The organism is Brachybacterium tyrofermentans, assembly GCF_039526165.1.
In the GTDB taxonomy this organism is placed as follows: domain Bacteria; phylum Actinomycetota; class Actinomycetes; order Actinomycetales; family Dermabacteraceae; genus Brachybacterium; species Brachybacterium tyrofermentans.
Genome location: NZ_BAAAIR010000027.1, coordinates 34,587 through 45,994 on the forward strand (window position 1 = coordinate 34,587; position 11,408 = coordinate 45,994).

At 69.9% G+C, this 11,408-nt stretch carries 13 protein-coding genes; 4 read left to right on the forward strand and 9 right to left on the reverse strand.

All coding sequences use genetic code 11. From position 1 onward, the window contains the following. Positions 1-40: 40 nt before the first annotated feature. Positions 41-835: a hypothetical protein gene (locus ABD093_RS05565; protein ID WP_343923015.1), complete on the forward strand. Its 795-nt coding sequence runs from the start codon at positions 41-43 to the stop codon at positions 833-835. Here the strand turns inward: ABD093_RS05565 and ABD093_RS05570 are convergent. Further along, positions 808-936 carry a hypothetical protein gene (locus tag ABD093_RS05570; protein WP_264298749.1) on the reverse strand — a complete coding sequence of 43 codons (129 nt, stop codon included), beginning with the start codon at positions 934-936 and terminating at the stop codon, positions 808-810. The genes ABD093_RS05565 and ABD093_RS05570 overlap by 28 nt on opposite strands. Positions 937-1,089: 153 nt before the next feature. Beyond that, complete coding sequence (locus tag ABD093_RS05575) at positions 1,090-1,842, reverse strand: metallophosphoesterase (RefSeq protein WP_193116502.1); 753 nt, start codon at positions 1,840-1,842, stop codon at positions 1,090-1,092. Between the two features lie 188 nt (positions 1,843-2,030). On the opposite strand from ABD093_RS05575, the gene ABD093_RS05580 reads away from it, so the two are divergent. Further along, on the forward strand, positions 2,031-2,369 hold the full coding sequence (locus ABD093_RS05580) for a DUF6508 domain-containing protein (RefSeq protein WP_193116501.1): 339 nt from the start codon (positions 2,031-2,033) through the stop codon (positions 2,367-2,369). A gap of 21 nt (positions 2,370-2,390) precedes the next feature. On the opposite strand, the gene ABD093_RS05585 is transcribed toward ABD093_RS05580, so the two are convergent. Further along, entirely contained in the window at positions 2,391-2,939 is a 549-nt protein-coding gene (locus tag ABD093_RS05585; RefSeq protein ID WP_343923017.1) for a P-loop nucleotide/nucleoside kinase family protein, read from the reverse strand. A 148-nt stretch (positions 2,940-3,087) separates the two neighbouring features. Here ABD093_RS05585 and ABD093_RS05590 point away from each other — a divergent pair, with 148 nt between their 5' ends. Further along, a complete protein-coding gene (locus ABD093_RS05590; RefSeq protein ID WP_343923019.1) occupies positions 3,088-4,521 on the forward strand; it encodes an Nramp family divalent metal transporter in 1,434 nt (477 codons plus the stop codon). Positions 4,522-4,571: 50 nt separating this feature from the next. Continuing rightward, positions 4,572-5,498 carry an alpha/beta hydrolase fold domain-containing protein gene (locus ABD093_RS05595; protein ID WP_193116498.1) on the forward strand — a complete coding sequence of 309 codons (927 nt, stop codon included), beginning with the start codon at positions 4,572-4,574 and terminating at the stop codon, positions 5,496-5,498. Positions 5,499-5,522: 24 nt separating this feature from the next. Here the strand turns inward: ABD093_RS05595 and ABD093_RS05600 are convergent, their stop codons facing one another. The 6 genes from ABD093_RS05600 to ABD093_RS05625 all read right to left on the reverse strand — a co-directional run bounded on the left by ABD093_RS05600 (position 5,523) and on the right by ABD093_RS05625 (position 11,282). Further along, complete coding sequence (locus tag ABD093_RS05600) at positions 5,523-6,269, reverse strand: phosphotransferase family protein (protein ID WP_343923022.1); 747 nt, start codon at positions 6,267-6,269, stop codon at positions 5,523-5,525. Positions 6,270-6,324: 55 nt separating this feature from the next. Beyond that, the gene (locus ABD093_RS05605) at positions 6,325-7,632 is read right to left on the reverse strand and encodes a sulfatase-like hydrolase/transferase (RefSeq protein ID WP_193116496.1); all 1,308 of its coding nucleotides are present in this window, start codon (positions 7,630-7,632) and stop codon (positions 6,325-6,327) included. A 25-nt stretch (positions 7,633-7,657) separates the two neighbouring features. Then, positions 7,658-8,209, reverse strand: a complete 552-nt coding sequence (locus ABD093_RS05610; protein ID WP_193116495.1) for a dihydrofolate reductase family protein — start codon at positions 8,207-8,209, stop codon at positions 7,658-7,660. A gap of 61 nt (positions 8,210-8,270) precedes the next feature. Beyond that, positions 8,271-9,719, reverse strand: a complete 1,449-nt coding sequence (locus ABD093_RS05615; RefSeq protein ID WP_343923025.1) for an amidase — start codon at positions 9,717-9,719, stop codon at positions 8,271-8,273. Beyond that, on the reverse strand, positions 9,712-9,900 hold the full coding sequence (locus tag ABD093_RS05620) for a hypothetical protein (RefSeq protein ID WP_343923027.1): 189 nt from the start codon (positions 9,898-9,900) through the stop codon (positions 9,712-9,714). The genes ABD093_RS05615 and ABD093_RS05620 overlap by 8 nt, the downstream gene beginning before the upstream one ends. A 2-nt stretch (positions 9,901-9,902) precedes the next feature. Then, entirely contained in the window at positions 9,903-11,282 is a 1,380-nt protein-coding gene (locus tag ABD093_RS05625) for an APC family permease (protein WP_343923029.1), read from the reverse strand. Between the last annotated feature and the right edge of the window lie 126 nt (positions 11,283-11,408).

Genomic DNA, 11,408 nt, shown 5'->3' on the forward strand with positions numbered 1-11,408 from the left:
CTGACCGCTGCTGCCCCGAACGCCTCGACGCCTAGGAAGAATGAGCGCCATGAAGGACGACGCCACAGCTCCGCCGGAGGTAGCGATGACTCCGTGGCCCGGGTGCCCGGACTCGGCTGCCGGGGCGTTCACCGTGCACGTGCAGGAGCCTGCCGGGGCGGACCGGACGTTCTGGGGATGGATCGACACGGCGGCAGCTCCCAGCACGCACGCCTGGCCGGGCACCACATCTGCCGCGCCCACCCCTGTAGCGCAGGTTGTGGAGAGCAGCGAGAGCGTTGTCGTCACTGCCGAGAACTTCGCCCAGGGCGATGACCTCCTCGTCCATGTCCGCCTGTCCGACGGCTCCGAGGCCGAACCGGCGGACGGTCATGTCGGTGTACTGGGACGGGCAGCCGGGCTGGCATACGCCGAGGCGGTCCGCGGTCTCCTCACCACCGCGGCGGCGCAGGGCGACGCGGCCCAGCCTGCCGAGGATCAGCCGGTGCGGTGCGTGATCAGCGTGCCGTCGTCCCACCCTGCCTCGATATCCGGGTCAGCGTTGGACCTCGAATCGTGGCACCTCACGGACGATTCCGGGGTGATGCTGCGGGCCCTGGAGCATGGTGATCCCGTGCTCGACGCCGACGGCGAGGAGCTGCGGGCACGCCGGTTCCTCGTGCTGCGCGCAGGCTCCCTGCTGGGGGAGCTCGTGCTCCCTGTGCGGGGCGCCGCGCGTTGGTGGCCGACAAGCTCCTCGCCGTTCCTGGACACTCCGCTGCCCGTGTCAGACATGCCGGTCGGCGTCGCCCGAGTCCTGCAGTCCATTCAGGAGGCCGCTGCGCCGATGAGCTGACGGAACGCCGTGGCGTTGCCGAGAAGCGAAATGTCGTGGTCAGCGATGTCGTGGAGCACGGGCTCGGATTCGCCTGCACCGTCGGCCTCTGTCGGGTTCATGACCAGTGGGTGCACCGCATTGCCGGTCCAGCGGGTGGCCCGTTCGCATGGGGCCCAGCGGCACTCAAGATATCTGCGTGATGGTGCGCAGCGGTGCGTGCAACAGCATCTCCCCACCTCCAACTTTTCTGGGTGGCCACCTAGGAAAGTTGGTCACGCCGCCTCTCCGAACCAGACCAGGTTCCGTTCCCTCGCGGTGCCGTCGCAGTCCAGACCGATCACGGTAGATTCGGTGCCGTCGTCATGCCGGAGGCGCCCCTGGTTGAGGCAGTGATAGTGCCCGTGGAGCCAGAGCCGTGGCGTAAGCGCCGTCGCGACTTCCCAGAGACGCAGCCGGTTCGCCGTGCAGTAGTCGAGTACCCCCGGGTCGGTGTCCTCGTAGTACGCCTCGAAGCGCGGGTCGAGGGGCAGCTCGACTCCCGCGGGGCAGTCATGCGCGAGGACGATCTGCGCGGGCCCGTCGGTGATGGCGCGGTCGATCGCCGCCTGCGGGGTGATCTCATCGGCCCACCAGGAATCCCCGGGGACCCGGTGTGAACGATCGATCGAGGCCGCCCCGCCGAGCGCCACGGCGACCTCGTCGCCCACGGTGAGGCGCTGGCCATCCCGCAGATGCCGGACCCGGGACGACACGATCCCGCAGCCCTCCCCGTCACGGTCCAGCTGCTCGAGATAGCCGGTGTCGTCGTGATTGCCGCGCACGAACAGCAGCTGCATGTCGTACTCGGCGAGGGCCTGCTCGACGGCGCCGACGAAGCGGGCCTCGAAGGTGAACCCGTAGTCACCCAGATGGAGGATTGTCCGTGCACCGCGGGAGCCGACGAAAGAGATCACGGACGCAGCCCATCGCGTAGTGCCGTGCCAGTCCCCCGCGACGACCGTGGTGCGTGGATCGAGCGTGAGCATCGTGTCCTCCTGAGCGGGGATGGAAAGTCATCGTGACAGAGGAGGTCCTGCGTCGGCGCGGCCCGTGCTCGACATGTGGATGACCGGGCCGCCTCGCCGTACGGACTTCGCGGATCCCCGAGCCCCAGTACGTTGTGCGGAGGGTGGCACGTCGCCGCCGACACCGAAGCACACCAGGAGGCCACGCCATGAACAGGCAATCGGATCTGGAGCTGGTCGGGCGCGCGGTCGATCTCTGGCGCGACGATCCGCGCGGCGATAGCGCTCGGGGCGCCCTGCGTCAGGCTCTCTCCGTCGCGCATGAGCGCCTGGCCGGGCCGGACTACGAGTACATGGACCACATGCACTCACTGGATCGGGCAGACATCCCCACCGCCGATCTCGCCGACGTCTCCACCTGGTGCACGTGGGTGGTGCGCGGCGAACGCTTCTCCGACGGCCACATCGACGCGAACATCCGCGACGGCCTCGTCGCAGAGCTCATGGTCCGTCTGCTGGACGTGATCGAGGTCGAGACGGAGGGGTGACCGCAGACGCCGCGGGGCGGGCTAGCTGCGTCGCTCGCGTGCGCCGCGAAGATTGAAGGCGTCGGCGAGCACCGCCGCCGCGTCGGCCGGTGCCGTGGTCTCCGTGTCGATCGTGATGTCCCGGGGAGGGGTCTCCGCCGCGAAACTGCCTGCGGTGCGGAGATGCCGCAGGGTCTCGACACTGGCGAGCTTGCCGAACTGCTTGCGGTCGGCGTTCTCGATCCGGCGTTCCTGCTCGGCGGCGGAGACGTCGAGACTCGCGAACCGCACGCGTCCGCCGTGGTCGCGCACCGCGGACGTCGCCCGCTCGGGGAAGCCGGCAGGAACCGTCTCCTCCGGCGCGAAGGTGAAGATCAGCGATCTCTCCGCCTGGGCGGCAGCAGCGAAGGTGTCCAGCCAGAACGTCTCCCGCAGCTGGACGAACTCCGGCGAGCCGAACTCGAAGACCTCGAGGAGCAGGTCGACCACGAGATGGTTGTGGAAGACGGGGATCCCGGTCAGCTCGGAGAGCTGCCGGGCGACGGTGAGCTTTCCCGACGCGACGGGGCCGTGCAGGAAGACGAGGTCCATCCGGGCACAGTAGTCGGCGCGGGGGTGTCGGCGGAAGGCGATTTTCACGCGCAGCCCGCTGCATTCCCATCGCGGCCCGCCGCAGGGCGCCGATAGGGTTGTCCGTCCTGCTCCTGTACGGAGCGACGCACGCGACCAGGAGTCACCGTTGACCGCATCGTCCGCCCATCCCGAACGCGCTGAGATCGAGGAGACCCCACCGGAACGATTCGTCAGCGGCGACCCGTACGCGCTCGACCCGTCGGCCGTGAAGGACCCGCCCGTCGGCTGGAAGGCCTCCTCGACGTTCTTCGGCCCGGGCCTGATCGTCTCCGCCTCCGTGGTGGGCGCCGGTGAGCTGATCACCGCCACGTCCCTCGGGGCCAAGGCCGGGTTCGTGCTGCTGTGGCTCGTGTTCGTCTCGACCATCGTCAAGGTGGCCGTGCAGATGGAGATGGCCCGCTACTCGATCGTCACCGGCGAGGGCGCGATGGAGGGCTACAACCGGGTGCCGCCGAAGGCCGGGCGGGTCAGCTGGGTGTTCCTCCTGTGGGCGCTGATGGCGCTGAGCAAGCTGATCCAGACGGGCGGGTTGATCGGCGGCATGGCCGCGGCCCTGTCGATCCTGGCCCCGCTCGGATTCGGCCCGCTGTCCCCGGCGGCCGTGACGATCTGGGCCGTGGTCGTCACGGTGATCGCTATCGCCACCCTCATCTCGAACAAGTACGGGCTGATCGAGAGCGTCGCGACGTTCCTGACCATGGCCTTCGTACTGGTCACGGTGCTGGTCGTGATCGCTCTGCCGTTCAGTGCCTTCGCCTATTCGGGGGCGGATCTCGCCTCCGGGCTCAGCCTCCAGCTACCGATCGGGGCGATCGGCATCGCACTGACGATGTTCGGCCTGACCGGTGTGGCCTCCGAGGAGATCACCGCCTACACCTATTGGTGCCTGGAGAAGGGCTACGCCCGCTGGTCCGGCCCCAACGACGGCACCCCGGAGTACCGGGCCCGCGCGCTGGGATGGATCGCCGTGATGCAGAAGGACGCGATCGTCTCCTGGGTCATCTACACCGTCTCCACCGCAGCGTTCTTCCTCCTCGGCGCCGCCGTGCTGCACCCGCAGGGCCTGGTCCCCGAGGGCAACGAGATGATCCTGACCCTGTCCGAGACCTTCTCCGGGGTGTTCGGGGAGGTGGGCCGGATCGTGTTCCTGCTCGGCGCGCTCGCGGCGCTGGGCTCGACGATCTGGGCGGCGATCCCCTCGTGGTCGAGGTCCTGGGCCAACGCCCTGTCCATCGTGGGCGTCTTCGACTGGGCCGACGCCCGCAGGCGCACCTTTTGGATGCGCGTGTTCATCGCCTTCCTGCCGGCGGTGTGGCTGCTGACCTTCCTGTGGATCAACCAGCCGCTGCTGATGATCATGGTGGGCGGCATCGCCGGGGGCATCTTCCTGGCCGCGGTCGCCATCTCCGCGCTCTACCTGCGCGGGCGCATCGAGCCCGCGCTCCGCGGGGGCCGCTTCATCTACATCGCGCTGATCATCAGCTCCCTCGCGATCATCGCGCTGGGCATCTACTCGGCCGTGACCACGGTGATCGGCTGATGGGCGAGAGTCCTGCACCCGTCGGACCGCCTTCGACACGGAGCCCGCTCGTGACCCCTCACCCAGACCCCTCGCCGGCCGTGCACCCCGGCGTCGCCTCCACCCTGCGTGCGGGGCTCGACGAGCTCGGCCGCATCATGCCCACGGATCTGCGCACGCTCGAGGACATCCTGGAGTACCGCCGCGTCGGCGCCGCCCGAACCACCACCGCGGCCGAGATCGCCACTCGCCTCGGTCTCTCGGCCGACGAACGGACCGACGTCCCGGCGTGCCCCGTGACCGTGTTCAGCACCGGCCGCGCCCCGGCCGCCAGGGTGCTTTTCCTCCACGGCGGCGGGCTCATCGCCGGGTGCCGCTTCGACGGGGCCGACGTCATCGCCCGTCACGCCGAGGCCCTGGACCTCGAGGTGTGGACCCTCGAGTACCCGCTGGCGCCGGAGCAGAGCCTCGACGCGATGATCGACGTGGTCCTCGAGGTCATCGCCTCGGCAGGCACGGATGTACCCCTCGTGCTCGCCTGCCAGAGCGGCGGGGGAGGCCTCGCCGCGGCGACCGTGATCGCCGCCCGCGACCGCGGGATCCACCTCGACGGTCAGCTGCTGGTGTGCCCCATGCTGGACCGGGCCGAGCGCCCCTCGACCCGGCAGTTCGCCGACTCCCCGGCCTGGAGCGCGATCTCCCACCGCACGGCCTGGTCCCACGTGCTCGACGGTGCGCAGACCCTGCCACCCGGCGAGACCCCGGATCTCCGCGGAGTGCCGCCCACCTTCCTGGACACCGGGGGCGCGGAGCTGTTCCGCGACAGCATCCTCGACTACACCGCACGGCTCAGCGCCGCCGGCACCGCGGTCGAGTTGCACCTGTACTCCGGGGCCTTCCACTCCTCGGACTGCGTGCTCGAGGACGCCGAGGTCTCCCGCGACGCGCACCGCGCCCGGGCGAGCTGGCTGCGGCGGGTCATCGCCGGCGACGTGTGAGGCGGATGCGTCCCGCCACCAGCCTTAGCCGTCCTCCATCCGGGCCCTGAGCACGTCGAACTCGCACCCCGGAGCGTCGGGGTCGAATCCGTGCTCGCTCAGCCAGCGCGCCACCACCAGGCTGCGCAGCGACCACCAGGCGCGGATCACGTCCCGGTCCGCGCCCGAGCCGTAGCCGGCGAGCAGGTCATCCAGGCATTCCTCGTGCCCGAGGGTCAGGATGGCGAGGTCGTACATGGCGTCACCGGGGGCGGCCTCGGACCAGTCGATGATCCCGGTGACCTCCTCGCCGTCGACGAACACGTGGGTGAGCTGCAGGTCGCCGTGGATGAACGACGGCGTCCACGGCCGCAGCGCCGCCTCCGCGATCTCCCGGTTGCGATGGATCACCTCGGCGGGCAGGACAGCGTGCTCGAGCAGCCAGGCGCACTCCCGGTCGAGCTCCGCCGCCATGTCCTCGAGCCGTTGTCCGGGCCACGGCGGCAACGGGGCGTCGTGCAGAGTGCGGATGACCCCGCCCGCCGCCGTCCACGCCGCCGGCGTCGCGGGCGACGGCTCGCCGAGCACGCCGAGCGCCTGCCCGGGGAGGGCCGCGATCGCCAGCACGGGAGCCTCGTGCCAGAGGATCTCCGGGGTCGGCACCGGCACCATGCCCATCGCCCGGATCTCCACGTCGGCGTGCGCCGGGTCGCCGTCGACCTTCAGGAACATCTCGCCCACGCGCAGCGTCGCGCGCTCGCTGTGGGCGACGACGACCTCCACCTCATCCATGCCGGCCATCCTCGCGGAGACTGCACGGGATGTCACCGAGTTATCCGGGGCGCGATCAGGTCCACGCCGCGTGGCGCTCCTGCCAGCGCTGGAGCTCCTGCTCCAACTCGGCCGCGACCTCCGGCACCTCCGCCGAGACGTCCCGGCTCTCGGCCGGGTCAGCCTCCAGATCGAACACCGCACGCTCCACCGACGCCGGCGGATCCATGCCCTCGCGGGCGCCGACCACCAGCTTGTAGCGGCCGCGCCGCACCGCCCATTGCCCCTGGTAGGTCCACATCAGCGAGCGCTCGGGTGCAGACGCCGTGCCCTGCCATGCCTCGAGCAGGGAGACGCCGTCGATCTCCGGCAGGTCTGCCTCGGCCCCGTCGGCGGCGTGGAGGATCGTGGGCAGCAGGTCCATCATCAGACCCGGCTCGTCGAACTCCGTCCCCGCCGGGAGATGGCCCGGCCACGAGGCGATGCTCGGCACGCGCACGCCGCCCTCGAACACGGAGCCCTTCGACCCGCGCAGGCCCCCGGCGCAGCCGCCGGTGTAGGAGATCTCCTCGCCGCCCAGCCAGTTGCGGCTCTCGCGGGAGGGGCCGTTGTCCGAGGAGAACACCACCAGGGTGTTCTCTCGGGCCCCGGACTCGTCCAGCGCGGTGAGGATCTCGCCGATCGCGTCGTCCATCGCCGCGATCACGGCGGCCAGCTCCTGGCGCCCCGGTGGCAGATGCGCCACGCGATCCATGTGCTCTTTGGGAGCATGCAGCGGGTAATGCGGGGCGTTGAACGGGACGTAGCAGAGGAACGTGTCCTGTCCGGCGCGCGAGGCGTGGCGGGTGATGAAGTCCGCGGCCCGCCGGCCGATCACGGTGGTCAGGTACTCGCCGTTCAGCCAGACCTCGTCGTCCCCGTCCCACAGGTCGTGCACCGGGTTGTCGCGGCCCCAGTAGAAGATGTGCGAGTAGTAGTCCACGCAGCCGGCGCGCAGCCCGAACACCTCGTCGAAGCCGTAGCGCGAGGGGGCGTAGGCGGGGTCCACGCCCAGGTGCCATTTGCCGAACAGGCCGGTGGCGTAGCCGCGCTCGCGCAGGTGGGAGGCGAGGGTGCTCTGGTGGGGGAGTCCCACGGTGTCGCGGCGGCCGCCCAGGATCGACTCGACCCCGGCGTGGGCGGGGTATTTCCCGGTGAGCAGGGAGGCTCGCGAGGGCGAGCACACCGGGGAGTTCGCGGACCACTGGGAGAGCTTCACCCCGCCCGCGCACAGGGCGTCGAGGTGCGGGGTGGGGATGTCGGCGGCGCCGAAGCAGCCGAGGTCGCCCCAGCCCAGGTCATCGGCATAGAGGATCACGACGTTCGGGCGGTGGTGGTCGGTCATGGTCGCTCCAGGTGCGGTGTGGCCGTCATGTCGACGAGCGGAGCACACGATAGCGGTGGTGGGTCTCGCTCGCGTAGGCAGATGTCTCGAGGCGTTCCAGCTCTATGTGCCGGCCCAGCCCGGCGAACAGGGAGATGCCCTGCCCGAGCAGCACCGGGGCGACGTCGAGATGGAGCTCGTCGACCAGCCCGAGCTGGAGGCATTGCCGCGAGATGCTGCCCCCGAGCAGACTGACCCATCCGTCGCCCGCTGCCCGCTTCGCCTCCTCGACCGCCTGCGCGATGTCGTCGACCACGAAGGTGTAGGTGACGCCGTCGCGCTCGATCGGCTCGTGAGCGGTGTGGGTCATCAGGTAGACCGGCACCTTGAGCATGCCGCCGTACGGGATCTCGCCGTCCTCGATGGTCTGCGTGCGGTTCGCTCCGCCGACCACGGCGCCGATGCGCTCCAGGACCTTCTCGACGACGGCGTCGTCCTCGGGGGCGGAGGGTCGGCCGAACATCCAGTCCACCCCGCCGTCCTGATCTGCGAGGAATCCGTCGACGGTCAGCGTCGCATGCACGATCGTGGTCGCCATGAGCGTGTCCTCTCGTGGGAAGGGTCTGCAGGGTGGGGTCGAGGTGGTCGTCGATATCGGCTCACACATCGTCGGCGGTGATGTGCGGCAGCGGCCGACGCTGAGCCGGCAGCCTCTCGCCGACGAGCCCCTCAACCCTGGCCGCTGCCCGCAGCACCGCCAGCTCACCGAGTGCCGGCCCGATGACCTGCAGTCCCACGGGCATCCCGTGCGCCTGACCGCACGGCACCGAGATCGAGGGCAGGCCCACGAGGTTCGCCGGACCCACCAGACGCATCAGCTCCTGGTCGCGGTCCGCCTCGCGTCCGTTGAGGTGCACGGTCGCCTCGCCGATCCGCGGGGTCTGGATCGGGAGCGTGGGCGCCACGATCACGTCGACGCCCGCGAAGGCCTCCTGGAACTCCCGCCGCACCTGCGCGCGGATCTGCTGGGACTGCACATAGTCGACGGCCGACGGGATCGCCCCGCACTCCAGCAGCAGCCGGACGTCCTCCCCGTAGTCCTGCGGTCGACGACGGAACTGCTCGTCGTGGACGGCGGTGGTCTCGGCCGTGTCGATCACGGTCAGCGCGAAGATCGATGCGCCGAGCGACGGGAGCGTGAGCGGCACGAGCTGCGCCCCGTCGGCGACCAGGGCATCCAGCGTCGAGCGCACCTCGGTCTCGATCTCGGGGTCCACGTCGTGGAAGAAGAACGACTCCTCGATCCCGATCCGCAGCGGCAGGGCCTGCTGGGGGTCCTGCTCGTCGGGCAGGTCCCGCGCGGTGGTCGTCGGCGGGAGATCCAGCGAGCCGGGCACGCGCGGATCATGACCGGAGATCGCATCGAGCATCACGGCGGCGTCCTGCACGGTCTGCGCCAGCACGCCCACGTGGTCCAGGCTCCATGACTCGGGATAGCAGCCGTGCGTGCTCACCCTTCCGTACGTCGGCTTCAGTCCCACGATCCCGCAGGCGGCGGCAGGGATCCGGATCGACCCCGAGGTGTCCGAGCCGATCGCGCCCAGGGCCATGCCGGTGGTGACCGCGACGGCGGAGCCTCCGCTGGAGCCGCCCGGCGTCCGTTCCCGGTCCACCGGGTTGCGGCAGATCCCGTAGTGCGGGTTCTCCGTCGTCACACCGAGCGCGAACTCATGGAGGGCGGTCTTGCCCACGTTCACCGCGCCCTGCTCCGTCAGGCGCTCCACGACGTCCGCGCTCTGCGTCGGGACATGGTCCCGGAAGATGGCGGAGCCCATGGTGGTGATCTGCCCGGCGACGGCGAGGTTGTCCTTGACCGCGAGGGGGAGGCCGTGCAGAGGGCCTTGGCGCTCTCCGCGGCGGAGCTGCTCGTCGGCCCGATCCGCGCGCTGCCGGGCCCCGTCGGCGTCGACCGTGATGAAGGCTCGCAGATCCTCGTCCAGCTCGTGGATCCTGGCCAGGCATTCGTCGGTCAGGTCCCGGGACGTGGTCTCCTGCCGGTCCAGGGCCGCGCGGGCCTCGGTGAGGGAGAGCGTGGGGCGCTCAGGCATGGGGATCCGTTCCTCGGGGGTCGAAGGTGGTGGCGGGCTCCGTGCCCCGCAGACCGTCCTCGGGCAGACGGTCCCGCAGGCGGGCGAGGTGCCCCGCGTGGGCGCGCAGGGCGGGGGCGTCGGCGTCCGGCGTGCGCGGGAAACGGCTGCGGACCACGTCCAGCGGGGTCGGCTCGGGCATCCTCACTCCTTCGTGATGTCGACGTCCTCGGGGGAGAGGACGATCGGGGTGTACGTGGGGTCGACGTGCGAGCGGTAGTAGCGCATGCCCAGCGGCACCAGGGCCCCGATGAGGAGGAACGCGATGATCGGCGGCCAGGCGTTGGCCGGCAGCAGGGTGACGCCCACGATCGTGATCGCGGCGGAGACCACCATGCCGATCACGAACACGGGCTTCCCGGCGGGGGAGCGGTACGGCCGGTCCCACTCGGGGCGCTTGGTGCGCAGCAGGTAGGCCGACAGGCAGCCCAGGAAGTACACGGCCCCCGCGGCGACCACCGAGAGCGAATAGGTGTACTGCACCCAGTTCGTGCTGGTGAACGCCGCGAAGAAGATCCCGAAGGCGAGCACCACGATGTTCGCGATGTACGGCTGGCCATGCTTGTTGGTGCGCAGGAACCACGGCGGCAGCTGCCGCAGCTGCGAGGCGCCGTAGAGCACGCGCGCCGAGGAGGTCCAGAACCCCATCAGCGTCGTGAACGCGTACAGCAGGCCCGAGAAGATCGCGAGCAGGCCGACGACGGCGGGCATGCCGAGACTCTTCACGAGCTCCGGCTCCGGGGTGCTCAGCTGAGCGATCACGTGGTGCGGGGCCAGGCCGCTGATCGCGAACGTGGCGAGGAAGTAGACGACCGCGGGGATGAACAGCGCCGCCAGGATGACGGTGACCATCTTCTTCGCCGGGAACGTCGTCTCCTGGATCATCGTGGGCGTCATTCCGAAACCGATGAATTTCAGCACCAGGGCGGAGGCCGCCGCGACGGCACCGAAGATGCCGTGGGGGAAGAATCCGCCCTCTTGGGAGATGTTCGCGAAATCCCAGTGACCGCTGGCGAAGTAATAGATCGAATCGCCGAGCGTGATGCCCACCATCAGGATGAACAGGGCGATGGCGAGCAGCCCTGTCAGCTCGATCTTCACGTTGGAGAAGAAGAACCAGATCACCATGATGGCGATCGCGATGAGCGGCTTCGCCGCTTCGGGCACGTCGACGAAGAAGTCCGCGGCGGTGACGAAGATGAACGCCACCAGCGGCGGCTCCACCACCTGGACCAGGAAGAACAGCCATTGCGTGGCCCAGCCGGTCGTCGAGTTCATGGCGCTGCTGGCCCAGACGTCCAGCGAGGACGTGAACGGCAGCATCGAGGCCAGCTCGGAGAAGGCCAGGCCGATCGGGATGAGGATGACGGCGAGGATCGGGAAGATGAACGCGGCGCCGGCGCCGGTCAGCTCGAACCAGTACGGCGCCTCGGCGAGCCATCCGCCCAGCACCGACCCGGCCGCGATCGCGATGAGGCTGAAAAGGGACAATTGGCGTTTGAGGCCGGTTCTCTGCGCTGCCATCACGTCTCCTTCGACGAATTTCCAGCGGGAAAATCAGACTATTCCGGCACTGCGGCGGGCGTCAAGGTCGATGCGCTCGTCGGCGCTCGCCGGATCAGGCATCGGCGAAGCACCCATCGGCGGGCC

Excerpts from the sequence above, each read along its gene's own strand:
- ABD093_RS05610 (WP_193116495.1), bottom strand. The coding sequence starts at position 8,209 with ATGGCGACCACGATCGTGCATGCGACGCTGACCGTCGACGGATTCCTC.
- ABD093_RS05605 (WP_193116496.1), bottom strand. The coding sequence starts at position 7,632 with ATGACCGACCACCACCGCCCGAACGTCGTGATCCTCTATGCCGATGAC.
- ABD093_RS05615 (WP_343923025.1), bottom strand. The coding sequence starts at position 9,719 with ATGCCTGAGCGCCCCACGCTCTCCCTCACCGAGGCCCGCGCGGCCCTG.
- ABD093_RS05625 (WP_343923029.1), bottom strand. The coding sequence starts at position 11,282 with ATGGCAGCGCAGAGAACCGGCCTCAAACGCCAATTGTCCCTTTTCAGC.
- ABD093_RS05565 (WP_343923015.1), top strand. The coding sequence starts at position 41 with ATGAGCGCCATGAAGGACGACGCCACAGCTCCGCCGGAGGTAGCGATG.
- ABD093_RS05575 (WP_193116502.1), bottom strand. The coding sequence starts at position 1,842 with ATGCTCACGCTCGATCCACGCACCACGGTCGTCGCGGGGGACTGGCAC.
- ABD093_RS05585 (WP_343923017.1), bottom strand. The coding sequence starts at position 2,939 with ATGGACCTCGTCTTCCTGCACGGCCCCGTCGCGTCGGGAAAGCTCACC.
- ABD093_RS05600 (WP_343923022.1), bottom strand. The coding sequence starts at position 6,269 with ATGGATGAGGTGGAGGTCGTCGTCGCCCACAGCGAGCGCGCGACGCTG.
- ABD093_RS05580 (WP_193116501.1), top strand. The coding sequence starts at position 2,031 with ATGAACAGGCAATCGGATCTGGAGCTGGTCGGGCGCGCGGTCGATCTC.
- ABD093_RS05620 (WP_343923027.1), bottom strand. The coding sequence starts at position 9,900 with ATGCCCGAGCCGACCCCGCTGGACGTGGTCCGCAGCCGTTTCCCGCGC.
- ABD093_RS05570 (WP_264298749.1), bottom strand. The coding sequence starts at position 936 with ATGAACCCGACAGAGGCCGACGGTGCAGGCGAATCCGAGCCCGTGCTC.